Here is a 22,314-nt window from a genome sequence, read left to right as displayed (position 1 = left end):
TCCGGGACACGGACCTCGTACTCAGTGATCGTCCCAGTGGCCGTCGTGAGCGGCGTGACGGTGGCCGTCGTGGACGTAGTCGACGTGATCGCCGTGCGTGACGGCGCTGTGCCCGCAGTTCTTGGCGTGCTCATGGGTGTGACCGCTGTGCGTGACGTGATCCGTGGACTCGCATTCGTCCCAGTGTCCGGAGTGCTCGCGGTGCATGTGCCCGTCGTGCGCGTAGTCGGTGTGGTCGCCGTGCGGCACCGCGACGTGCCCGCAGACCGGACCGTGCACGTGCTCGTGAGTGGGGTGCTCCTGGTGAAGAGCGGTCATTATGCTCACCTCTGGTGCGATTCCGGATACTTTGTGACAGCTCCAGGCTAGTCCCGGACGACCGCTTCATCCGTCTCCCATCCCTGCGCCGCGGCGAATTCGTCACCGTGTTCCGCGGACCACCTGCCCAGCGCCCGGATCGGCTCCAGGAGGCTCGCGCCGAGCTCGGTCAGCGCGTACTCGACGCGCGGCGGTGCCTCGGCGTAGGCGCGGCGCTCCACCAGGGCGTAACCCTCCAGGCGGCGCAGCGTCTGGTTGAGGACCTTGGCGCTGATGCCGCCGATCTCGGCGCGCAGCTCGCCGGGGCGGCGCGGGCCCTCGCCGAGTGCGTAGATGACGACGGCGTTCCAGGTGTTCGAGAGCAGATCGAAGCCGAGTCTGGCTCGGCAGTCCGCGAGCAAGCCGTTCACAACTACTCTCCCCGCACGGTCCGTTGGGCACCGATCGGTAACCAACGGATCTCCTAGCGTCCTGTCCTGACACGTTACGCGGGAGAGGAACACACATGCGCATCGGAATTCTCGGTACGGGCAACATGGCGGACGCACTCGGAACCCAGTGGGCCAGGGCGGGCCACGAGGTGCTGGTCGGCGGCCGCTCGGCGGACCGCGCGGCCGAACTCGCCGGCCGTATCGGCGGCCGGGCGGGCACGCTGCGCGAGGCCGCCGCCTTCGGGGACGCGACGCTGCTCGCCGTCCCGCACGACAGCGTGCCCGCGGTTCTGCAGGAGGCGGCGGGCGCGGACGAAGGCGGCGAAGGCGGCGACGGCGTACTGCGCGGCCGCGTCCTGATCGACTGCACCAACGCGGTCGGGCCCGGCTTCGTCCTGACGACACAAGGCGGCCCGGGTGCGGCGGAACGTATCGCCGGCGCGACCGGCGCCCACGTCGTCAAGGCCTTCAACCACTGCGCCGACAGCGTCTGGCGGCTGACCCCGCCCGCCTTCGCCGACGGGCCACTGGCTGTGCCGCTGTGCGGGGACGACGAGGCGGCGCTGGAGACGGTACGGACGCTCGTACGGGACATGGGCTGCGTACCGCTGGCCGCGGGGGGCCTCGACCGGGCGGTGTACGTCGAGACCGCGACGGCCTTCCTCATCGGGCTGTGGGTGAACGGTGAGGACCCGCGCCGGATGCTGCCGCCCTTCGAGGCGGCCACGGCCTGAGCCGGCCCGACCCCTCAGACGACGATCGCCACGGCGAACCCGGCGAGCGCGATCGTGCAGGCCGTCGCCGTCATCGCGGCGCGCACCGACATCGGCGCCGGCCTGGCGGTGCTGCCGACGGCCTGGATGCGGTGGTGGGCGACCCGCAGGAACCCCAGCCAGACCAGCACGCAGAGCGCCGTGGCGATCACCCCGGCCACGCTGATCTCATCATGCACCGCCTGCTTCGCCGCCAGTACGGCCACCACCGTGCAGGCCAGCGTGGTCCTGCGCCAGGCGAGCCGGGTCCGTTCCGGTTGAAGGCCGGGGTCCCTGGCGGGGTCGGGTGCGGGGCCGGGGTCGGCCGGGCCGGTCAATTCCGGCCGTCCCAGCCGAAGAGGACGACCACGACCATGACGACGGCGACGACGGCCACCACGAGGCTCAGCACGGTCGGGAAACGGGTGACCGGGAGGTCGTCACCGCGCCGCATGGCCTGCTCGCAGCGCACCCAGTGATTGACCGCCCGCAGCGCACACAGCACACCGGCCGCCAGCAGTCCGAGCGCCATGCCGGCACGCACGCCCCAGGCGAGTCCGGGCAGGAACTGGTCGACCGCGAAACCGCCGCCGATGAGAGCCAGCGCGGTACGGATCCAGGCGAGGAAGGTGCGCTCGTTGGCCAGCGAGAAGCGGTAGTCGGGGGTCTCGCCCTCTTCCCGGATGCGCTGCGGCGCGAACCAGAGCCGCAGACTCCGCACGAACTCGATCACGCGCCGCACCTTACCGGGCCGATTGTCAGTGGCCCCGCCTACGCTGCGGTGCATGGACGACGTTGTGCGTTTCCCCTTGTACGAGACGGAGTACGAGCTGGTCGCGGCCGAAGAGCTGGCCGATGACCCGGCGTTCTGGCTCGCGCACCTGTGGAGGACGGCAGGAGACCCCGAGGAGCTGACCGAGCGCTTCGGCACGGACACCGCGGACCTCGACGCCATGCTGGAGCGGCTCGCCGACGAGGAGAGACCGTGGCCGGTCCTCAGAGTCCCCTTCAGCGGTGGCCATACGGTTGTCGTCGTCTACCGCAACTTCCCCGAGGCCAGCGGCATTGACTTCTTCGTCCACCACCCCGACTGGGGCCGGATCGGCCACCTCGGCAAGTTGGACGGCCACGACGCCGGCCCCGGCCTGTCCTGGGCCGAGCTGACGGCGATCGCCGCGTCCCCGGCCGACGGGCGCGAAGGCCTCGACGACCCGTCACAGCGCCTGCTGCTCCTGCTGCCGGTGCTCGGTGACGCCGATACGCCCGACGAGGCGGTCGACGTCGTCGAGCGGGCGCTGACCGACTGCGGCATACCGGCGGCCGGGGCGCGGGAGACCGCAGCGCACCTGCTGGGCGCGGGCTTCTTCGGCGACGGGGCGTACTGGTACGTCACGGACGCGAGCCCCCTCGCCGTCTGCGACGAGCCGCACAGCCCCCGTACGGTCCCGCTCGCGCAGGGCATTACCGCCGCCCAGGCGCGATCCCTCGCAGATGCTCTGGCGGGCAGCAGGGCACAGGAGGTGCGGTCAGCCGGCCTGCCCAGCACCTGACGAGGGCAGCGGACCGGGGCCGGCGAACGCGCGCAGCCGTTCCCACGCCGCGAGACCGTCCGGCACCCACTCCCAGTCACCTTCGGCGAGCCGTCGCTCCAGCTCCGCGCGGGTCAGGAAGCCGTACCACGCGACCTCCTCCGCCTGCGGATTCACCGGGAGCTCGCACCGCACCTCGTAGACGTACGACCACCAGGTCTGCGCGCCGTCCGCGCTCGCGTAGAGGAACTTGAACAGCGGTACGGGCGCGGGCAGCCCGGACACACCCAGCTCCTCCTCCGCCTCCCGCAGCGCCGCCTCGTCGTACGACTCGCCCGCACCGACGACCCCGCCCACGAACATGTCGTACATCGAGGGGAAGACCAGCTTCACGGGCGTCCTGCGGTGCACGAAGTACCGGCCCTCGCCGTCCCGCGCCAGGACGAAGACGCAGCGATGGCGCAGGCCGCGGGCGTACACCTCGCCGCGCGGGGCCTGTCCGACGACTTCGTCGTTCGCGTCGACGACGTCCAGAATCTCGTCAGCGGGAGTCACGGGAGTCATACGGCCCATCCAACCTCACCGCCATGTATCCACCGGTTGACGCCCCGCCCGCCTCTGCCGAAGATCTGACGCACGAGTAACTTCTCACTCCACTTCGCCCCGGCAAGGACGGAAACCATGGCGTACGACGCTGATGTGATCGTGATCGGGGCGGGCCTGGCAGGCCTGGCGGCCACCGCGGAGCTCGTCGACGCGGGCCGCAAGGTGATCCTGCTCGACCAGGAACCCGAGCAGTCCGTCGGCGGTCAGGCGCACTGGTCCTTCGGCGGCCTCTTCTTCGTCGACTCGCCCGAGCAGCGCCGCATGCGGATCAAGGACAGCCGCGACCTCGCACTCCAGGACTGGCACGGCACGGCGGGCTTCGACCGCGAGGAGGACCACTGGCCGCGCAAGTGGGCCGAGGCGTACGTCGACTTCGCGTCCGGCGAGAAGCGGGCCTGGCTGCACGGGCAGGGCGTGCGCTTCTTCCCGGTGGTGGGATGGGCCGAGCGCGGCGGTTACGACGCCACCGGGCACGGGAACTCCGTACCGCGCTTCCACATCACCTGGGGCACGGGCCCCGGCATCGTCGCCCCCTTCGAGCGCCGCGTGCGCGACGGGGTGGCGCGGGGCCTGGTCCAGCTGCGGTTCCGCCACCGCGTCACCGGCCTCGCGCGCAGCGCCGGGTCCGTGGACACCGTCACCGGCGAGATCCTGGAGCCCTCGGCCGCCGAGCGCGGGGTCGCCAGCAGCCGCGAGGCGACCGGGTCCTTCGAGCTCAGGGCGCAGGCGGTGATCGTCACCTCGGGCGGGATCGGCGGCAACCACGAGCTCGTACGCGCCAACTGGCCCCAGCGGCTGGGCACCCCGCCCGCCTCGATGCTCTCCGGCGTACCCGCGCACGTCGACGGCCTGATGCTCGGCGTCACGGAGGCGGCGGGCGGCCGCATGATCAACCGCGACCGGATGTGGCACTACACGGAGGGCATCCAGAACTGGAACCCGATCTGGGCCAAGCACGGCATCCGCATCCTCCCCGGGCCCTCCTCCCTCTGGTTCGACGCCCGCGGCAAGCGCCTGCCCGTGCCGCTCTTCCCCGGCTTCGACACTCTCGGCACGCTCGACCACATCATGAAGACGGGGTACGACTACACCTGGTTCGTCCTCGACCAGAAGATCATCGGCAAGGAATTCGCGCTCTCGGGTTCCGAACAGAACCCTGACCTCACGGGCAAGTCGGTCCGTGACGTCATCGGCCGCGCACGGGCCGATGTCCCCGGCCCGGTCAAGGCGTTCATGGACAAGGGCGCGGACTTCGTCGTCGAGAAGGACCTGTCCGCGCTGGTCCGCGGCATGAACGCGCTCACCGGGGCTGCATCTGATCAAAAAACGGTGCTGATCGACGAGGCGGAGCTGCGCCGCGAAATCACCGCCCGGGACCGGGAGATCACCAACACCTTCACCAAGGACCTCCAGGTGATGGCGATCCGTGGCGCCCGCAATTACCTCGGCGACAAGCTGATCCGTACGGCCGCGCCGCACCGCATTCTCGACCCCAAGGCGGGTCCGCTCATCGCCGTACGCCTGCACATCCTCACCCGGAAGTCGCTCGGCGGCCTGGAGACCGACCTGTCCTCGCGGGTGCTGACGGAGGGCGGCGGCGTACTGCCGGGCGTGTACGCGGCGGGGGAGGCGGCGGGCTTCGGCGGCGGCGGCGTCCACGGCTACCGCTCCCTGGAGGGCACCTTCCTGGGCGGCTGCCTCTTCTCCGGCCGCACGGCGGGCCGCGCCGCGGCGAGGGCGGTGGCGTGATCCACATCACCACGGCACGATCGAGCGCGGGCGATGATTCCGGGGCGGCGTGATGGTCTCCATTGTCGTAACCCCGAAGCGAGGCAGGGAAAGTGACCATGGGTAAGTACGTTCAGCTCGGTGCGGTGAAGACCTGGTACGCAGAGCAGGGCAAGGGCGAACCGCTGGTGCTGATGCACGGTGGTCTGGTCGACGCCCGGTTCTTCGAGCCGAACATCGGGCCGCTGACCGAGCACTTCCACGTCTACACGCCGGAGCGTCGCGGCCACGGGCACACGCCGGACGTGGCGGGGCCGATCACGTACCAGCTGATGGCCGACGACACCATCGCCTTCCTGGAGACAGTGGTGGGCGAACCGGCCGACCTGGTGGGGCACAGCGACGGGGCGTTCACCGCGATGCTGGTCGCGATGCAGCGGCCGGAACTGGTGAAGCGGCTGGTGATGATCAGCGGCGGCTTCAACAAGTCCGGTTCGGCCGAGCCGGAGGGGGCGGAGTGGGACGTGGACGCGATCGCCGAGTTCCTCGGTCCGGCCTACGGCGAGGTCTCACCGGACGGCGAGGAGCACTTCAAGGTTGTCGCCACGAAGATCGGCGAGATGGCGGCGAAGGAACCCGACCTGCGGGCGTCGCAGCTGAGCGCGGTCGCCGCGCGCAGCCTGGTGATGTTCGCCGACGACGACCTCGTGACGCCGACGCACATGGTCGAGATGTTCGAGGCACTGCCGAACGCGGAACTGGCCATCGTCCCCGGCACCTCCCACTTCCTCACCCAGGAGAAGCCGGAGCTGGTCAATCACCTGGTCCTCGACTTCCTCACCCGGGACCCGGTCCCCACGGTCGCCCCCATCCGCCGGGCGCCCACGTCCTGACTGTCCGGCCCGTCCAGGGGGTCCCTCCCATGCCCTTGAGGCTATGGGGGAGTTTGAGGACACGCCCGAAGGGCGTCCGGGGCCTGGAGGCTTGGCCCCCACGCGGCGGAGCCGCAAATGTCGCAGCCGGGAAGGGACGGGGTGGGGAAGAAGCCCGCCGCGGGAAGAAGCCCGCCGCGAACCCTCCGCCTACGCCGGCCCCGCCGCCCCGTCGAGCCGCTCCACCACCCGGAAGCGTTCCGCGACGATCATCGTCGTGTCGTCGACCGTGAACTCCGGGTCGCCCAGCGCCTCCCGCATCTCCTCGCTGTGCCAGAACCTCTCGTGCCCCGCCCGCCAGTCGGCGACCGACGTGTAGCCCTCGCCCTCGTCCAGCGCGTGCTGGAGATCGACGTCGCCGAGCGACAGCACCCGCACCTCGGTCAGCTCGATCACCGCCACCTCGCGGCCGTCGGAGTCGATCACCACGGACCGCTCGCCGACCGGCGGCAGCTCCTCCTTCTCGGCCTCGTACTCGGCGAGCAGTCCGGTCGTCGAGACCTTCTCGCCCTCCAGCACGGCTGCGACCAGCCGGTCCCGCAGCGGCCCGGGGAAAGCGAACAGACACGGCGGCAGCGACGAGTGCTCAGGCATGGGGGCAAGACTAGGCCCTGAGGACAGCGGGTAAGCGGTTGTGGCAGCTCAGTGCCGGTTTCAACTACCGCCGCCGCGCGCAAAGTTGGTTTAGACCGCCCTTGACGTGGACTACCCCCTACCGCTTTGCTGTGCGTGATCAAACGCTCGCACTCTGCGCCGTGGAGGACCCGCGGATGCCCCCACCTCCGCCACCCCTCGGCCGCTCACGCCGCCGTACCGACCGCTTCTTCGAGCCGGCCCTCGACGACGCCGAACTCGTCACCGTACGCGCCCAGCTGGCCCAGGGCCGCTGGACCAGAGCCCGTTCCCTGCTCGCCGAGACCGGAGACGACTGGGACCGCCGGAGCCACCGTCTCGTCGTACTCGCCCAGGCCACCGGCGCCGCCGCCTGGGCCGGCGACTGGCTGCTCGCCGAGCCCGAGAGCGCCGACGCCGTCACCCTCATCGCCTGTGCCACCGTCCTCGGCGCGCTGCGCCGCAAGGAATCCGAGGACCGGGCGCGCGAGGCATGCCGCCGCGCCGCCGAGCGCTCACCGGCCGACCCGACCCCGTGGCTCGGCCTGCTGCTCCTGGCCCGCTCGCTCGGTACGGAGGAGGAGGTCACCCAGCTCTTCGACCAGGTGCGGCTGCGCCACCCCGAGCACCACCACGCCCACCACCTGATGGCCGCCCGCCTCGCCGAACGCAGACCGGACATAGGCAACGACCCCCTCCATGAGGTGTACGACTTCGCCGCCTGGGCCGCCGAACAGGCTCCCGCCGACTCGCCGCTCGCCGTACTCCCCGTGGTGGCCCACGCCGAGCGCTACCGCGCCCTCGCCGTCGCCGGCCAGGTGCCGAAGGACCCCGCCGCCTCCGGCCACTGGTCCGGCCGCCGGGCCCGCCAGGTGATGAAGGCGGCATTCGACTGGTGGCTGGAGTGGGAGCACGAGGGTCACCCGCGCCGCCTCATCGACCTCAACTACCTGGCCCACGCGAAGCTCTGCGAGGGCAGGCCCGCCGAGGCGGCCGCGCTCCTCAACCGCATAGGCCCGCACGCCACCGAGGCCCCGTGGTCGTACCCCGACCGGGACCCGCACCAGGCCTTCCGCGCCGCGCGCAGCGCCGCGCTCGGGATCGCATGACTCAGCAGTTCAACCCTCACCATCACCCACCGAAGCGAAAGGACAACCCCGCCATGTCGACGGGCAGTTCGAGCACGAGCGAAAGAAGCAGAGACACCACCAGCAGCGAGATCCGTACGTACAAGGGGCAGGAGCGGGCCCTGCGAGCCGGCCGCCTGGGCACCACGGGCCTGCTCCTGTCCGTACTGGCCGCGAGCGCCCCGCTCATGGTCGTCGCAGGTGTCATGCCCACCACATACGGCGTGATGGGCATCGTCGGCCAGCCCCTCCTCTTCGTCATCCTCGGCGTCGTCCTGATGCTGTTCAGCGTCGGATACGCCGAGATGAGCCGGCACGTCCACAACGCCGGCGCCTTCTACGCGTACATAGCCCGCGGCCTCGGCCCGACCGCCGGCGCCGGAGCCTCCCTCGTCGCCCTGGTCGCGTACAGCGCCATGCAGGTCGGCATCTACGGCATCCTCGGCTTCGAGATCTCCGGGCTCTTCGCCACCTACCTCGACCTCACCGTCGCCTGGTGGATCCCCGCCCTCCTAGCGGTAGCAGTCGTCGGCGCGCTCGGCTGGCTCAAGATCGACCTCAACGCCAAGGTGCTCGGTGTCCTGCTGGTCGTCGAGTGCGCGCTCGTCGTGATCTTCGACGTGGCGGCGATCGCCGACCCGGCCAAGGAGGGCCTGTCCCTCCAGGCGTTCAACCCCGAAACCCTCACGGGCGCCGGCCTCGGCACCGCGCTCTGCTTCTGCATCGCCGCCTTCGTCGGGTTCGAGCAGGCCCCGGTGTACGCCGAGGAGACCAGCCGCCCGCAGATCGTCGTCTCGCGCGTGATGTTCCTCGCCGTCGGCTACGCCGCGCTCTTCCTGGCCCTCAGCGCCTGGGCCCTCAGCGTCGCCACCGGACCCGGCCAGATCGTCAAGGTCGCGGGGGAGCAGGGGCCCGGACTCCTCTTCACCCTCACCGAGAGCAGACTCGGCTCCACCTTCACCGACGTACTCCACGTCCTCTTCGTGACCGGCATGTTCGCCGCCCTGCTCAGCTTCCACAACGTCGTCGCGCGGTACGCGTTCGCCATGGGCCGAGAAGGCCTGCTGCCGGCCTCCTTCGGCCGTACGAACAAGACGAGCGGCGCCCCGGCCGCGGGCTCGCTGCTCCAGTCCGGCGTCTCCCTGGTCATCGTGCTCGCCTTCGCCTTCACCGACGACACCCCGGCCGGCGACCCGACGGTGCCCGTGCTGCACCTGTTCACCTGGATGGGCAACGTCGGCGCGCTCGGCGTCATTCTGCTGATGGCCGCCGCGTCGTTCGCGGTCATCGCCTTCTTCGTACGCCGCGGAGCCGGCCGCGCGCAGGCGGGACGCCTCGCGGCCTCGGGCATCGCGGCGGTCGCGCTCCTGGTCATCGCCTTCTACACGGTCAAGGACTTCGGCGTGCTGGTGGGCGCGGGCCCCGGCTCCGCCCTGAGCTGGATCCTGCCGGGCATCATCGGCGTCGCGCTCGTCGGAGGCCTGGTGTACGGCGCGGTGCTGCGCTCGGCGAAGCCCGAGGTCCATGCCCGGATCGGCTTGGGCAACGAGGCCTTCCAGCTGGAGAAGCAAGCCACCGAAGTCTGAACGGAAGTGGTGACGGAATTCTGACGGACACCCGCGATCGCTGGCCCCTGGCGGCCGCGGGTGTTCGAATTGTTGTGTGACTCCTCAACCACCGGCCGGCCCGGACAGCGGTGGCGCCCCCGTCGGCCGCCGCCTCGTCCTCGGCATGCTGGGCCTCGGCGCCGCGGGCCTGGCCGCCGCGCCGTACCTCCAGAACGGGCTCGAAGCCTTCCTCGGCTCCGCCGCGGACAAGGACCCCACCGGCCTGACCGGCCTCCTCCCGAACGGCGGCGGCTTCCGCTACTACTCCGTCGCCTCCTCCGTGCCGCGCAAGGGCCCGGAGAACTACCGACTGAAGGTCGACGGCCTGGTCGACAGGCCCACCACGTACACCCTCGACGACCTGCGCGCGATGGAGCAGACGCGCATCGTGCGCGACGTCCAGTGCGTCACGGGATGGCGGGTCCCTGACACGCCGTTCGAGGGCGTACAACTGTCACGGCTGCTGTCCGCAGCAGGGGTGAAACCGGTGGCCAAGGCGATCCGCTTCACCTGCTTCGACGGCACGTACAGCGAAAGCCTCACCCTCCAGCAGGCCCGCCGTAAAGACGTATTGGTCGCTCTGCGCATGCAGGACAAGCCACTCAGCCACGCGCACGGCGGCCCGGTGCGGCTCTATGTCGCGCCCATGTACTTCTACAAGTCGGCGAAATGGCTCTCCGGCATCACCGTCACGCCCGAGGTGCGGCCCGGGTACTGGGAGGAGCGCGGCTATGACGTCGACGCGTGGGTCGGCCGTTCGAACGGACGCGACGATGCTCCTACGGTCTGAACTCCCCACCCGTCTCCGCCGCTTCAGCCGCTCCGAGCGCTGGGTGCACCGCGCCACGGCCGGCCTGACCCTGCTGTGCATAGCGACGGCGGCCTGTCTGTACGTACCGCAGCTCGCTGAACTCGTCGGCCGCCGGCACCTGGTGGTCACCGTGCACGAGTGGTCGGGGCTGCTGATCCCCGCGCCGTTCCTGTTGGGCCTCGCCTCCCGAGCCTTCCGCTCAGACCTGGGCAGGCTCAACCGTTTCGGGCCGCACGACCGGCAGTGGCTGCGGGCCGCTCTGCGGCGGGACATGAGTCACGCGTCGCGCCCGGCGGGGAAGTTCAACGCGGGCCAGAAGCTCTACGCGGGCTGGATCGCGGGCGCGGTGCTGGTGATGCTCGGCACCGGGCTGCTGATGTGGTTCACGGACCTGGCGCCGCTGGTCTGGCGTACGAGCGCCACCTTCGTCCACGACTGGCTCGCCCTCGCCATGGGCATCGTGATCGCCGGGCACATCGGGATGGCCCTGATGCGGCCGGAGTCCCGGCGCGGCATGCGCACCGGGACTGTCGACCGCGAATGGGCGGAGCTGGAACACCCGCTGTGGGCGGAGGAGTTGAAAGACTCCCCCGGGCACTCCCCGGACCTAAAGGACGAGTGACAACAGCAGGACGAAGCCCAGCGAGACCACCGAGATGATCGTCTCCATCACCGACCAGGTCTTGACCGTCTGGCCGACGTCCATGCCGAAGTACTCCTTGACCAGCCAGAATCCGGCGTCGTTGACGTGGCTGAAGAAGAGCGAGCCCGCACCGACCGCGAGCACCAGCAGCGCCGCGTGCGACGCCGACATGTCGGCCGCGAGCGGGGCGACGAGACCGGCGGCCGAGATGGTGGCCACGGTCGCCGAACCCGTCGCGAGCCGGATGGCGACGGCGATCAGCCAGGCCAGCAGCAGCGTCGGGATCGCCCAGTCCTTGGAGAAGTCCAGGATCATCTGGCCGACGCCCACATCGATGAGCGTCTGCTTGAAGCCGCCGCCCGCGCCGACGATCATCAGCACGCCCGCGATCGGGGCGAGCGACTTCTCGACGGTCGAGGAGAGACGGTCCTTGGTGAATCCGGCGGCCCGGCCCAGCGTGAAGAGTCCCACCAGTACGGCGGCGAGCAGCGCGATCAGCGGCGAGCCGATGACGTCCGTGACCCGCTGAACGGCGTTCTCGGGGTTGTCGACGACGATGTCCACGAGCGCCTTGGCCAGCATCAGCACGACCGGCAGCATCACGGTGGCCACGGTCGCGGCGAAGCCGGGGCGGCGCTCCAGGTCCTCGGACGGACGCTGAAGAACCATCTTCTCGGGCACCGGTACGTCGACCCAGCGGGCAGCGTACTTCGAGAAGACCGGCCCCGCGATGATCACGGTCGGGATGGCGACGAGCACACCGAGGCCGAGCGTGAGGCCCAGGTTGGCGTCGATCGCGTCGATCGCGACCAGTGGCCCGGGGTGCGGCGGGATCAGCCCGTGCATGACGGACAGGCCGGCCAGCGCCGGGATGCCGATCCGCATGAGCGAGTAGTTGCCGCGCTTGGCGACGAGCAGCACCACCGGGATCAGCAGCACGATGCCGACCTCGAAGAACAGCGGCAGCCCGATGATGCTCGCGATCAGCACCATCGCCCACGGCATCGCACGGCCGCTCGCCTTCGCGAGGATCGTGTCGACGATCTGGTCGGCGCCGCCGGAGTCGGCGAGCAGCTTGCCGAGGATCGCGCCGAGCGCGATGAGCACGCCGACGCCCGCGACCGTATTGCCGAGGCCGGTCGAGAAGCTGGTGATGGCCTTGTCGAGCGGGGCGCCCGCGAACGCGCCGAGTGCCAGCGACCCGATGGTCAGCGCCAGGAAGGCGTGAAGCTTGAACTTCGTGATGAGCAGGACGATGACGGCAATGCCGGCGAGGACGGCTATCCCCAACTGGCCATTGCCCGCCGAGGTGATCGGCTCGACGGCGCCCGCTGCCAGCGTCTCGACGCTGAGACTGGTCACGGCTCTCTACTTTCTGAAGTCTTGGGAGTCTTGGGAGTCTTGGCTGTCGAGCCGGCACAGGGCCGCGACGGCTCGTTCGGTGATGTCGTCCACAGACCCCGAGACGTCCACGGACACGCCCGCCTCGTCCTCCTGGAGCGGCTGCAGGGCGGCGTACTGCGAATCGAGCAGCGCGGTCGGCATGAAGTGGCCCCTGCGCTCCCGCATCCGCTCCTCGATCAGCTCCCGGTCGCCCGTGAGGTGCAGGAATACGGCGTCGGGGGCGGCCGTGCGCAGCCGGTCGCGGTAGGCCCGCTTGAGCGCGGAGCTGCTCACGACTCCGCCGAGCCCGGCCCTGCTGTGTGCCCACTGGCCGATCGCGTCGAGCCAGGGCCACCGGTCCGAGTCGTCCAGCGGGGTGCCGGCCGACATCTTGGCGATGTTGGCCGGCGGGTGGAAGTCGTCGCCCTCGGCGTACGGGACGCCGAGCCGGGCGGCGAGCAGGGGACCGATGGTGGTCTTGCCGGTCCCTGCCACGCCCATCACCACGACGACGTGGGGGCTGTTCATGAGTGGAGTGCCTCGCTGTCTTCTTCGACATCGGTCCGTCGCGCTACTGAAACCTATTAGGTACGACGTATTCAAGACCCTGTGACATAAACGTCGTACTTATTCTTCCCGGAGGCCGCCCCGTAGGCTGAGCCCCATGACCAACCAGGCCCGGGGACTGCACTCCCAGCTGCTGGAAAGCCTCGGTCCCGCGATCACAGCCGGTGAGTATCCGCCCGGCAGCGTGTTGCGTACGGACGAGCTCGCCCAGCGCTTCGACGTATCGCGCACGGTGATCCGCGAGGCCGTCCGGGTCCTGGAGTCGATGCACCTCGTGGAGTCCCGCCGCCGGGTGGGCGTGACCGTACGCCCCACCGAGGAGTGGAATGTCTACGATCCGCAGGTGATCCGGTGGCGGCTGGCCGGCGCCGACCGCCCCCGCCAGCTGCGTTCCCTCACCGTCCTGCGGTCCGCCGTGGAGCCGGTGGCGGCGGGACTCGCCGCGCAGTTCGCGACCCCGGAGCAGTGCGCGGAGCTCACCGAGCAGGCGCTCGGCATGGTCGCGACCTCACGCGGCCGGCAGCTCGACGCTTACCTCGTGCACGACATCGCGTTCCATCGCGTCGTACTGCGTGCATCAGGCAATGAAATGTTCGCCCGGCTCGGCGATGTGGTGGCCGAGGTCCTCAGCGGGCGCACCAGGCACCAGGTGATGTTCGAGGATCCGGACCCCGCGGCCGTCACGCTGCACGTCCAAGTCGCCGAAGCGGTAAGGGAAGGCGACGCGGCACGGGCGGAGCGGCTGACCCGCGAGATCGCGGTAGGCGCCCTCCAGGAGCTGGACGTCCTCGCCCCATAATTCGCCCGGAATGTCCACCCCAATATCCTCCCGTTCGTCTTAAATCAACTTTCTGAACACTCTTGACGCTTGTATGTCCGACCTCCGAGCATTCTCCGCATGGTCTTGTCAGACAGCCGGACAGGTGGCGGCGCACCCCGGCGCATCAGCGCGATGGAAGCCGTCCTCACCCACCTCCGGGACGCCATAGAGCGGGGTGAACTCGTCGTCGGCGAGAAGCTCCCGACGGAAGCTGAGCTCGGAAAGCACTTCGAGGTCAGCCGCTCCGTCGTACGCGAGGCCCTGCGCGCGCTCCAGGCGCTCGGCCTCACGGTGTCCCGGGCCGGCAAGGGCACGTACGTCGCGGCCAGCGGCGTCGACGAGAACCCGGTCTTCGGTGCGTACTCCGCCCGGGACCTGATCGAAGTGCGACGGCACGTCGAGATCCCCGTCGCGGGTTACGCTGCTACGCGTCGCACGCAGGACGACGTAGACCTGCTGACGCACCTGATCGGGAAGATGGAGCAGGAGCCCGACCCCACCGCTTGGGTGGCGCTCGACACGCTCTTCCACATTTCCGTCGCCCAGGCGTCGGGCAACCCTGTCTTCCTCAAGATCATCGAAGAGATCAGGGACGCCCTTGCCCGGCAGTCCACCCTCCTGAACCAACTCGGGGACCGACGACGCCAGTCGGACCTCGAGCACCGGGCGCTCGTAGAGGCGATCGTCGGCGGCTCCGAAGGAGCGGCGGTGCGGGCCATGGCCGCGCACCTCGAACACGTCGAGATCACGCTCAACACGATCGTGCGCCCCGGTACCGCACAGCACCCCCCAAATGAAGGCGAAGAAACAGCATGAGTGACCGCACCCTGTCTGCGGCCCCCGCCGGTCCCGCCGATCCCGTATCGACATCCCCACATGTCGACGCGGGTGACGAGGGTTACAGCAAGGACCTGAAGTCCCGCCACATCAACATGATCGCGATCGGCGGGGCGATAGGCACCGGCCTGTTCCTGGGCGCGGGTGGCCGCATGGCCGGAGCAGGCCCGTCCCTCGCCATCGCGTACGCCGTCTGCGGAGTCTTCGCCTTCTTCGTGGTCCGCGCGCTGGGCGAACTGGTTCTCTACCGCCCCTCCTCCGGCGCCTTCGTCTCCTACGCCCGTGAATTCATGGGCGAGAAGGGCGCCTTCGCGGCGGGTTGGCTGTACTTCCTCAACTGGTCGACGACGGCAGTGGCCGACATCACAGCGGCCGCGACGTACGCCCACTTCTGGGCGATGTTCAGCGACGTACCGCAGTGGGTGCTCGCACTGATCGCGCTCGCCGTGGTCCTCACCGCGAACCTGATCTCGGTGAAGTACTTCGGCGAGATGGAGTTCTGGTTCGCGATCGTCAAGGTCGCCGCCCTGGTCGTCTTCATGGCGATCGGCATCTACCTGGTCGTCACCCAGCACCAGCTCGACGGCCACACCCCCGGTTTCTCGACGATCACTGACGGCGGCGGCCTGTTCCCGGTCGGCATGCTGCCGATGCTCCTGGTCATCCAGGGTGTCGTCTTCGCGTACGCCTCGGTGGAGCTGTGCGGTGTCGCGGCGGGCGAGACCAAGAACCCCGAGAAGATCATGCCGAAGGCGATCAACTCGATCATGTGGCGCGTCGGCATCTTCTACGTCGGCTCGGTCATCCTCCTCGCGCTGCTGCTCCCGTACACGGCGTACTCGGGCGGCGAGAGCCCCTTCGTCACCGTCATGAACAAGCTCGGCGTCGCGGGCGCGGCGGACGTCATGAACCTCGTCGTCCTGACGGCGGCCCTCTCCAGCCTGAACTCGGGCCTGTACTCCACCGGCCGGATCCTGCGCTCCATGGCCCTGTCGGGCTCCGCGCCCAAGTTCACGGGCCGCATGAACAAGGGCCAGGTCCCGTACGGCGGCATCCTCCTCACCGCCGGCTTCGGTGTCCTGGGCGTCGGCCTGAACTACGTCATGCCGGGCGAGGCCTTCGAGATCGTCCTGAACTTCGCGTCGATCGGCATCCTCGGCACCTGGGGCATGATCATGCTCTGCTCGCTGCTCTTCTGGCACCGCTCGAAGGACGGCCGGGTCACGCGCCCGTCGTACCGTCTGCCCTGGGCCCCGTACACCCAGATCGTCACCCTCTTCTTCCTCGCCAGCGTCGTCGTCCTGATGTGGTGGGGCGGCGGAGTCGGCCGTACGACCGTGATGTGCCTCCCGCTGATCGCGGCGGCGCTGGTGGGCGGCTGGTTCGTGGTCCGCAAGCGGGTCGCGGCGCTGGCAGCAGACCGCGCGTAGGACGCCCCCCGGACGCCCTACGGGCGCGTCCTCAATCGCCGGACGGGCTGAATTGGCCGGTGCGACTCAATGCGAGCCGCACCGGCCAATCTCGTCACACCCACCAAACCGGCCGCGCCGCCAAGTGCGGCCGCATCGGGCTCCCCCGCCGATTTCAGCCCGTCCGGCGTTTGAGGACCGGGGTCTGGGGCGGAGCCCCAGTTTCGGGAAGGGGCGGGGTGGGGAAAGAACCGCCCCCGGCCGAGCCTCCGCCGCTGGGCGTGTTCAGCCCGGCCGGCTCTTGAGGCCGGGGTCCGGAGCGGAGGCCCCAGGTACGGAAACGCCAGGGCCGGGGGAAGAAACCGCCGCCAGCCGCGCAGCCGCCGCCTCCAGCACCATCTCCAGCGCCGCCGGATACCCACTGCCCGCCATCTCCGCCACCAGCATCCCCGCAGTCGCGGCGATGTGCGGACAGCTGTCCGACGGCAGCCGCGCGTACGTCCCCCGCCACGCCCGCTCCTCCGCCTCCCGTGCCCCCACCGGCAGCGCCGGCGCCACCGCGTCCAGCGCCGCGAACGACAGCGTCTGATCCACGAAGACGTGGTAAATCCGCACCGCCTCCCGATCCGGGAAGCCGGCCCCGCGCAGGATCCCCAGGATCGTCTCCACCGCCTGGATCTCATGCGCCCGCCCCGTAACCCGCGCGCAGGTCAGCATCGCCGCCTGCGGATGCGCCTGGTACTCGGCGTGCATCATCAGCCCGAGCCTGCGCAGATCCGCCCGCCACTCCCCACTCGGCCAAAACCGCCGCAGCGTACGCCCGATGAGCTCGTCGGCGACCGCGAGCAGGAGATCGTCGGTGTCCCGGAAGTACCGGTAGAGCGCACTGGGATCGGCCCCGAGCGACGCCCCGAGCCGCCGCACCGTCAGCGCCGCCGCCCCGTGCTCCCTGATCAGCCGCAGCGCGGTCATCACGATCAGTTGCTCGGACAGCACCGTGCCCCGCTTGGTGGGCCGCCTGCGCCGACGCGCCTCCTCCGCCACCACTCGCTCACGCTCACTCATGCGCGGACCTTACGACAACACCGTTGACCTGTAGGGGGCCGGGAGAGTTCGATGTGCCGCCACAAGGGCTCACGATTGGAATCACACCCATGCGCCACAGCGTTGCCGCCGACCTCGTCTTCACCGGCGGCCCCGTCCTCACCCTGGACGCCGCCCGCACCCGCGCCACCACCGTCGCCGTCACCGGCGATCGCGTCACCGCCGTCGGCCACGACGAGGTACGCGACCTCATCGGCCCGAAGACCGAAGTCGTCGACCTGGCCGGCAAACTGCTCATCCCCGGCTTCCAGGACGCCCACATCCACCCGGTGTCGGCCGGCCTCGAACTGGCGCGCTGCGACCTGACAGGCACCCGTACGGCCGCGGAAACCCTCGCAGCGGTACGGGCGTACGCCGAAATCCACCCCGAAGAGGAGTGGATCACCGGCGGCGGCTGGTCCATGGAGGCCTTCGACGGCGGCAGCCCCACGAAGGACCTGCTCGACGCCGTCGTCCCCGACCGCCCCGTCTACCTCCCCAACCGCGACCATCACGGAGCCTGGGCCAACACCCGCGCCCTCGACCTCGCCGGCATCGACCGCACCACCCCCGACCCCGCCGACGGCCGTATCGAGCGGGACACCCACGGCGAGCCCACCGGCCTCCTCCAAGAGGGCGCCATGGACCTGGTGGCCCGCCTCACCCCGCCCTCCACGCCCGCCGACCGGCTCGCCGCCCTGCTCCGCGCCCAGCGACTGCTCCACTCGTACGGCATCACCGCCTGGCAGGACGCCATCGTCGGCACCTTCGGCGCGATGGAAGACCCCGCGGACGCCTACGTCGCCGCCGCCCGCGACGGCTCGCTCACCGCCCGCGTCACCGGCGCCCTCTGGTGGGACCGTGAACGCGGCGCCGAGCAGATCCCGGAACTCGTCGCCCGCCGCGAGGAATTGAGCCACGGCCGGTTCCGCGCCGGATCGGTGAAGATCATGGTGGACGGCGTCGCCGAGACAGGCACCGCCGCCCTCCTCACCCCGTACCTGGACGGCTGCGGCTGCCCCACGGCCAACCGGGGCACCAGCTTCGTCGACCCCGCCGACCTGCGCCGGTACGTCACCGAGCTGGACGCACTCGGCTTCCAGACCCACTTCCACGCCCTCGGCGACCGCGCCGTACGCGAGGCCCTGGACGCGATCGAAGCGGCCCGCGCAGCCAACGGATGGCGCGACACCCGCCCCCACCTCGCCCACCTCCAAGTCGTCCACCCCGACGACATCGGCCGCTTCAGGCAGCTCGGCGCCACCGCCAACATCCAGCCCCTGTGGGCCGCCCACGAACCGCAGATGGACGAGCTGACCATCCCCTTCCTGGGGCCGGAGAGGGCCGGCCACCAGTACCCCTTCGCCGCCCTGCTGCGCTCCGGCGCCACCCTCGCCGCGGGCAGCGACTGGCCGGTCAGCAGCCCCGACCCGCTGCACGGCATCCACACCGCCGTCAACCGCGTCGAACCCGGCGGCACAGGACCGGTCTTCCTCCCGGAGCAGCGCATCGGCCTGACCGCCGCCCTCGCCGCGTACACGGCGGGCTCCGCCCACGTGAACCACCTCGACGACACCGGCAGCGTCCGCGCGGGATCCCTCGCGGACCTGGTGGTGCTGGACCGCGACCCGTACGCGGCGCCGCCCGGCGAAATCGCCGCGACCCGCGTCGCCCGCACCTACATCGGCGGGCAGCAGGTCTACGACGCTGGTCTGTAGAGCGAGTACGGTGCGGGAAAACGGGGCGTACTCGTCGCGCGAGGAAGGAAGTTCACGTATGACACAGCAGGTCCAAGGCGTCATCGCACCGGGGAAGAACGAGCCGGTGCGGGTGGAGACCATCCTCGTCCCGGACCCGGGACCGGGCGAGGCCGTCGTCAGGATCCAGGCGTGCGGCGTCTGCCACACCGACCTGCACTACAAGCAGGGCGGCATCAACGACGACTTCCCCTTCCTCCTCGGCCACGAGGCCGCGGGCACCGTCGAGTCGGTCGGTGAGGGCGTCACCGACGTCGCCCCCGGTGACTTCGTCATCCTCAACTGGCGTGCGGTGTGCGGCCAGTGCCGGGCCTGCCTGCGCGGCCGCCCCCAGTACTGCTTCGACACCCACAACGCCGAACAGAAGATGACCCTGCTGGACGGCACCGAACTGTCCCCGGCGCTCGGCATCGGCGCGTTCGCCGAGAAGACCCTCGTCGCGGCCGGCCAGTGCACCAAGGTCGACCCGTCCGTCTCGCCCGCCGTCGCGGGCCTGCTCGGCTGCGGCGTCATGGCCGGCATCGGCGCGGCCATCAACACCGGCCAGGTGGGCCGTGGCGACTCGGTCGCCGTCATCGGCTGCGGCGGTGTCGGCGACGCGGCCGTCGTCGGGGCCAGGCTCGCGGGCGCGGCGAAGATCATCGCGGTCGACATCGACGACCGCAAGCTTCAGACCGCCCGCACCATGGGCGCCACCCACACCGTCAACTCCCGCTCCACCGACCCCGTCGAAGCCATCCGCGAGCTCACCGGCGGATTCGGCGCCGACGTCGTCATCGAGGCGGTGGGCCGCCCCGAGACGTACAAGCAGGCCTTCTACGCCCGCGACCTGGCCGGCACCGTAGTCCTGGTCGGCGTCCCGACCCCCGACATGCGGCTCGAACTCCCGCTCATCGACGTCTTCGGCCGCGGCGGAGCCCTCAAGTCGTCCTGGTACGGCGACTGCCTGCCCTCCCGCGACTTCCCCATGCTGATCGACCTGCACCAGCAGGGCCGTATCGACCTCGCCGCCTTCGTCACCGAGACCATCGGCCTCGGCGACATCGAGAAGGCCTTCGCGCGCATGCGCGAGGGCGACGTACTGCGCTCGGTGGTGGAGTTCTCATGACGACCGCACCCGCACGCGTCGACCACCTGGTCACCTCGGGCACCTTCTCCCTCGACGGCGGCACCTGGGACGTCGACAACAACGTCTGGATCGTCGGCGACGACACCGAGGCGATCGTCATCGACGCGGCCCACGACGCGGACGCCATCGCCGCCGCACTCGGCGGCCGTACCCTGCGCGCGATTGTCTGTACGCACGCCCACAACGACCACATCGACGCCGCCCCGGCGCTCGCGGCCGCGACCGGCGCCCCCATCCTGCTCCACCCCGACGACCTGCCCCTGTGGAAGCACACCCATCCCGACCGCGCCCCCGACGGCGAGCTCACCGACGGCCAGACCCTCACCGTCGCGGGCACCACGCTGACCGTCCTGCACACCCCCGGCCACGCGCCCGGCGCGGTCTGCCTGTACGCCCACGAGCTGGCCACCGTCTTCACCGGCGACACCCTCTTCCAGGGCGGTCCCGGCGCCACCGGCCGGTCCTTCTCCCACTTCCCGACGATCGTCGACTCGATCCGAGACCGGCTGCTCACCCTCCCGCCGGACACGGAGGTACGTACCGGCCACGGCGACGCCACCACCATCGGCGCGGAGGCCCCGCACCTCCAGGAGTGGATCACCAGGGGGCACTGAAAACAGAAGAACCCCCAGCTGAGCTGGGGGTTCTTCGCTGGTGTCCGAGGGGGGACTTGAACCCCCACGCCCGATAAAGGGCACTAGCACCTCAAGCTAGCGCGTCTGCCATTCCGCCACCCGGACAAGGTGTCTGTCTCGCGGCCCTGGGCCGTTCCGACGTGGAAAACCATAGCAAACATTCAGACCCCCTGATCACACCCCTGGTCAGCGGCGGGAGGATGAGGGGGACCACCAGCAACGCCAGTGGGAGGAAGCAGCGTGAGCGAGTCGAAGACGGCCGGCCGGGCCGACAAGGACATGCCGGTCTCGGGCGAGGACGAGGTCGTCGATCTCTGTCGTGACCTGATCAGGATCGACACCAGCAACTACGGAGACCACTCGGGACCGGGGGAGCGGGCGGCGGCGGAGTACATCGCGGAGAAGCTCGCCGAGGTGGGGCTCGAACCGCAGATCTTCGAGTCCCACCCGGGGCGGGCCTCCACCGTGGCCCGGATCGAGGGCGAGGACCCGTCGAAGCCCGCGCTGCTCATTCACGGGCACACCGACGTCGTACCGGCCAACGCCCAGGACTGGACCCACCACCCCTTCGCGGGCGAGATCGCGGACGGCTGTGTGTGGGGCCGGGGCGCGGTCGACATGAAGGACATGGACGCGATGACCCTCGCGGTCGTACGCGACCGGATGCGCAGCGGCCGCAAGCCGCCGCGCGACATCGTGCTGGCCTTCCTCGCCGACGAGGAGGCGGGCGGTACGTACGGGGCGCGGCATCTCGTCGACAAGCACCCGGGCCTCTTCGAGGGCGTCACGGAGGCGATCGGCGAGGTCGGCGGCTTCTCCTTCACCGTCAACGAGAACCTGCGGCTGTATCTCGTCGAGACGGCGCAGAAGGGCATGCACTGGATGCGGCTCACCGTGGACGGCACGGCGGGGCACGGCTCGATGACCAACAACGACAACGCGATCACCGAGCTGTGCGAGGCCGTGGGGCGGCTCGGGCGGCACAAGTGGCCGGTCAGGATGACCAAGACCGTACGGTCCTTCCTGGACGAGCTCTCCGACGCGCTCGGCACCCCGCTCGACCCCGAGGACATGGACGCGACGCTCGCCAAGCTCGGCGGCATCGCGAAGATGATCGGCGCCACCCTGCGCAACTCCGCCGCCCCGACCATGCTCGGCGCCGGCTACAAGGTGAACGTGATCCCCGGGCAGGCGACCGCGCATGTCGACGGGCGGTTCCTGCCCGGGTACGAGGACGAGTTCCTCGCCGACCTCGACCGGATCCTCGGTCCGCGCGTGCGGCGCGAGGACGTGCACGGCGACAAGGCCCTGGAGACCAGCTTCGACGGGGACCTCGTCGACGCGATGCAGGTGGCGCTGCGGGCCGAGGACCCCATCGCGCGGGCCGTCCCGTACATGCTCTCCGGCGGCACCGACGCCAAGTCCTTCGACGACCTGGGGATCCGCTGCTTCGGCTTCGCGCCGCTGAAGCTGCCGCCCGAGCTGGACTTCGCCGGGATGTTCCACGGCGTCGACGAGCGAGTCCCGGTGGACGGGCTGAAGTTCGGCGTACGCGTCCTGGACCGCTTCCTGGACAAGTGCTGAAACTACTTTCCAAC

24 protein-coding genes and 1 tRNA gene are annotated in these 22,314 nt (G+C 70.3%); 15 read left to right on the top strand and 10 right to left on the bottom strand.

Going from position 1 to position 22,314, the window contains the following annotated elements:
- Window positions 1-21 precede the first annotated feature (21 nt).
- Both ABZX79_RS03150 and ABZX79_RS03145 read right to left on the bottom strand, forming a co-directional pair.
- Window positions 22-318 (bottom strand): hypothetical protein, encoded by a 297-nt coding sequence (locus tag ABZX79_RS03150; RefSeq protein WP_355250666.1) that lies wholly within the window; start codon window positions 316-318, stop codon window positions 22-24.
- 47 nt (window positions 319-365) lie between these two features.
- Window positions 366-728, bottom strand: a complete 363-nt coding sequence (locus tag ABZX79_RS03145) for a helix-turn-helix domain-containing protein (RefSeq protein WP_355250663.1) — start codon at window positions 726-728, stop codon at window positions 366-368.
- 95 nt (window positions 729-823) lie between these two features.
- On the opposite strand from ABZX79_RS03145, the gene ABZX79_RS03140 reads away from it, so the two are divergent.
- Window positions 824-1,483, top strand: a complete 660-nt coding sequence (locus ABZX79_RS03140; protein WP_355250660.1) for an NAD(P)-binding domain-containing protein — start codon at window positions 824-826, stop codon at window positions 1,481-1,483.
- 14 nt (window positions 1,484-1,497) lie between these two features.
- Here the strand turns inward: ABZX79_RS03140 and ABZX79_RS03135 are convergent, their stop codons facing one another.
- Both ABZX79_RS03135 and ABZX79_RS03130 read right to left on the bottom strand, forming a co-directional pair.
- Window positions 1,498-1,839: a DUF202 domain-containing protein gene (locus tag ABZX79_RS03135; protein WP_355250657.1), complete on the bottom strand. Its 342-nt coding sequence runs from the start codon at window positions 1,837-1,839 to the stop codon at window positions 1,498-1,500.
- Window positions 1,836-2,234, bottom strand: coding sequence for a DUF202 domain-containing protein (locus tag ABZX79_RS03130; protein WP_355250654.1), 399 nt, complete (start codon window positions 2,232-2,234; stop codon window positions 1,836-1,838). Before ABZX79_RS03130 ends, ABZX79_RS03135 begins: the two co-directional genes overlap by 4 nt.
- A 52-nt stretch (window positions 2,235-2,286) precedes the next feature.
- Between ABZX79_RS03130 and ABZX79_RS03125 the strand changes: the two genes are divergently transcribed.
- A complete protein-coding gene (locus ABZX79_RS03125) occupies window positions 2,287-3,051 on the top strand; it encodes a hypothetical protein (protein ID WP_355250652.1) in 765 nt (254 codons plus the stop codon).
- Here the strand turns inward: ABZX79_RS03125 and ABZX79_RS03120 are convergent.
- Complete coding sequence (locus tag ABZX79_RS03120; protein ID WP_355251054.1) at window positions 3,028-3,585, bottom strand: NUDIX domain-containing protein; 558 nt, start codon at window positions 3,583-3,585, stop codon at window positions 3,028-3,030. The genes ABZX79_RS03125 and ABZX79_RS03120 overlap by 24 nt on opposite strands.
- 126 nt (window positions 3,586-3,711) lie before the next feature.
- Here ABZX79_RS03120 and ABZX79_RS03115 point away from each other — a divergent pair, with 126 nt between their 5' ends.
- Together ABZX79_RS03115 and ABZX79_RS03110 are read left to right on the top strand one after the other, a co-directional pair.
- A complete protein-coding gene (locus ABZX79_RS03115) occupies window positions 3,712-5,385 on the top strand; it encodes an FAD-binding dehydrogenase (RefSeq protein ID WP_355250649.1) in 1,674 nt (557 codons plus the stop codon).
- Between the two features lie 98 nt (window positions 5,386-5,483).
- Complete coding sequence (locus ABZX79_RS03110; RefSeq protein WP_355250646.1) at window positions 5,484-6,257, top strand: alpha/beta hydrolase; 774 nt, start codon at window positions 5,484-5,486, stop codon at window positions 6,255-6,257.
- A gap of 189 nt (window positions 6,258-6,446) precedes the next feature.
- Here the strand turns inward: ABZX79_RS03110 and ABZX79_RS03105 are convergent, their stop codons facing one another.
- Window positions 6,447-6,890, bottom strand: a complete 444-nt coding sequence (locus tag ABZX79_RS03105) for an ASCH domain-containing protein (RefSeq protein ID WP_355250643.1) — start codon at window positions 6,888-6,890, stop codon at window positions 6,447-6,449.
- Between the two features lie 176 nt (window positions 6,891-7,066).
- Here ABZX79_RS03105 and ABZX79_RS03100 point away from each other — a divergent pair, with 176 nt between their 5' ends.
- The 4 genes from ABZX79_RS03100 (at window position 7,067) to ABZX79_RS03085 (ending at window position 11,075) form a co-directional block, all read left to right on the top strand.
- Window positions 7,067-8,017 carry a hypothetical protein gene (locus ABZX79_RS03100; RefSeq protein ID WP_355250641.1) on the top strand — a complete coding sequence of 317 codons (951 nt, stop codon included), beginning with the start codon at window positions 7,067-7,069 and terminating at the stop codon, window positions 8,015-8,017.
- Window positions 8,018-8,070: 53 nt separating this feature from the next.
- Complete coding sequence (locus ABZX79_RS03095; RefSeq protein WP_355250638.1) at window positions 8,071-9,621, top strand: APC family permease; 1,551 nt, start codon at window positions 8,071-8,073, stop codon at window positions 9,619-9,621.
- A 145-nt stretch (window positions 9,622-9,766) separates the two neighbouring features.
- A complete protein-coding gene (locus ABZX79_RS03090) occupies window positions 9,767-10,432 on the top strand; it encodes a molybdopterin-dependent oxidoreductase (RefSeq protein WP_355251051.1) in 666 nt (221 codons plus the stop codon).
- Window positions 10,416-11,075 carry a cytochrome b/b6 domain-containing protein gene (locus tag ABZX79_RS03085; RefSeq protein ID WP_355250635.1) on the top strand — a complete coding sequence of 220 codons (660 nt, stop codon included), beginning with the start codon at window positions 10,416-10,418 and terminating at the stop codon, window positions 11,073-11,075. Before ABZX79_RS03090 ends, ABZX79_RS03085 begins: the two co-directional genes overlap by 17 nt.
- On the opposite strand, the gene ABZX79_RS03080 is transcribed toward ABZX79_RS03085, so the two are convergent.
- Both ABZX79_RS03080 and ABZX79_RS03075 read right to left on the bottom strand, forming a co-directional pair.
- Window positions 11,061-12,458, bottom strand: coding sequence for a gluconate:H+ symporter (locus ABZX79_RS03080; RefSeq protein ID WP_355250632.1), 1,398 nt, complete (start codon window positions 12,456-12,458; stop codon window positions 11,061-11,063). The two genes, ABZX79_RS03085 and ABZX79_RS03080, sit on opposite strands and share 15 nt — an antisense overlap.
- 6 nt (window positions 12,459-12,464) lie before the next feature.
- A complete protein-coding gene (locus ABZX79_RS03075) occupies window positions 12,465-13,007 on the bottom strand; it encodes a gluconokinase (RefSeq protein ID WP_355250629.1) in 543 nt (180 codons plus the stop codon).
- 136 nt (window positions 13,008-13,143) lie between these two features.
- On the opposite strand from ABZX79_RS03075, the gene ABZX79_RS03070 reads away from it, so the two are divergent.
- The 3 genes from ABZX79_RS03070 (at window position 13,144) to ABZX79_RS03060 (ending at window position 16,133) form a co-directional block, all read left to right on the top strand.
- Entirely contained in the window at window positions 13,144-13,845 is a 702-nt protein-coding gene (locus tag ABZX79_RS03070; protein WP_355250626.1) for a FadR/GntR family transcriptional regulator, read from the top strand.
- Between the two features lie 99 nt (window positions 13,846-13,944).
- Window positions 13,945-14,682, top strand: coding sequence for a FadR/GntR family transcriptional regulator (locus ABZX79_RS03065; protein WP_355250623.1), 738 nt, complete (start codon window positions 13,945-13,947; stop codon window positions 14,680-14,682).
- Entirely contained in the window at window positions 14,679-16,133 is a 1,455-nt protein-coding gene (locus ABZX79_RS03060; protein ID WP_355250620.1) for an amino acid permease, read from the top strand. The genes ABZX79_RS03065 and ABZX79_RS03060 overlap by 4 nt, the downstream gene beginning before the upstream one ends.
- Window positions 16,134-16,397: 264 nt before the next feature.
- On the opposite strand, the gene ABZX79_RS03055 is transcribed toward ABZX79_RS03060, so the two are convergent.
- Window positions 16,398-17,177, bottom strand: coding sequence for a TetR/AcrR family transcriptional regulator (locus ABZX79_RS03055; RefSeq protein WP_355250617.1), 780 nt, complete (start codon window positions 17,175-17,177; stop codon window positions 16,398-16,400).
- A gap of 89 nt (window positions 17,178-17,266) precedes the next feature.
- Here ABZX79_RS03055 and ABZX79_RS03050 point away from each other — a divergent pair, with 89 nt between their 5' ends.
- The 3 genes from ABZX79_RS03050 to ABZX79_RS03040 are packed head-to-tail and all read left to right on the top strand — an operon-like array spanning window position 17,267 to window position 20,695.
- Window positions 17,267-18,913, top strand: coding sequence for an amidohydrolase (locus ABZX79_RS03050; RefSeq protein ID WP_355250614.1), 1,647 nt, complete (start codon window positions 17,267-17,269; stop codon window positions 18,911-18,913).
- 58 nt (window positions 18,914-18,971) lie between these two features.
- Window positions 18,972-20,060 (top strand): S-(hydroxymethyl)mycothiol dehydrogenase, encoded by a 1,089-nt coding sequence (locus ABZX79_RS03045; protein ID WP_355250611.1) that lies wholly within the window; start codon window positions 18,972-18,974, stop codon window positions 20,058-20,060.
- Window positions 20,057-20,695 carry an MBL fold metallo-hydrolase gene (locus ABZX79_RS03040; RefSeq protein WP_355250608.1) on the top strand — a complete coding sequence of 213 codons (639 nt, stop codon included), beginning with the start codon at window positions 20,057-20,059 and terminating at the stop codon, window positions 20,693-20,695. The genes ABZX79_RS03045 and ABZX79_RS03040 overlap by 4 nt, the downstream gene beginning before the upstream one ends.
- Before the next feature lie 38 nt (window positions 20,696-20,733).
- Here the strand turns inward: ABZX79_RS03040 and ABZX79_RS03035 are convergent.
- A tRNA-Leu gene (locus ABZX79_RS03035) sits at window positions 20,734-20,821 on the bottom strand.
- 174 nt (window positions 20,822-20,995) lie between these two features.
- On the opposite strand from ABZX79_RS03035, the gene ABZX79_RS03030 reads away from it, so the two are divergent.
- On the top strand, window positions 20,996-22,300 hold the full coding sequence (locus ABZX79_RS03030) for a M20/M25/M40 family metallo-hydrolase (RefSeq protein ID WP_355251048.1): 1,305 nt from the start codon (window positions 20,996-20,998) through the stop codon (window positions 22,298-22,300).
- Window positions 22,301-22,314 lie beyond the last annotated feature (14 nt).

The organism is Streptomyces sp. NPDC002994, assembly GCF_040611155.1.
In the GTDB taxonomy this organism is placed as follows: Bacteria; Actinomycetota; Actinomycetes; order Streptomycetales; family Streptomycetaceae; genus Streptomyces.
Note: the sequence above shows the minus strand (reverse complement) of the source record. Positions and strands in the feature narration are given on the sequence as shown.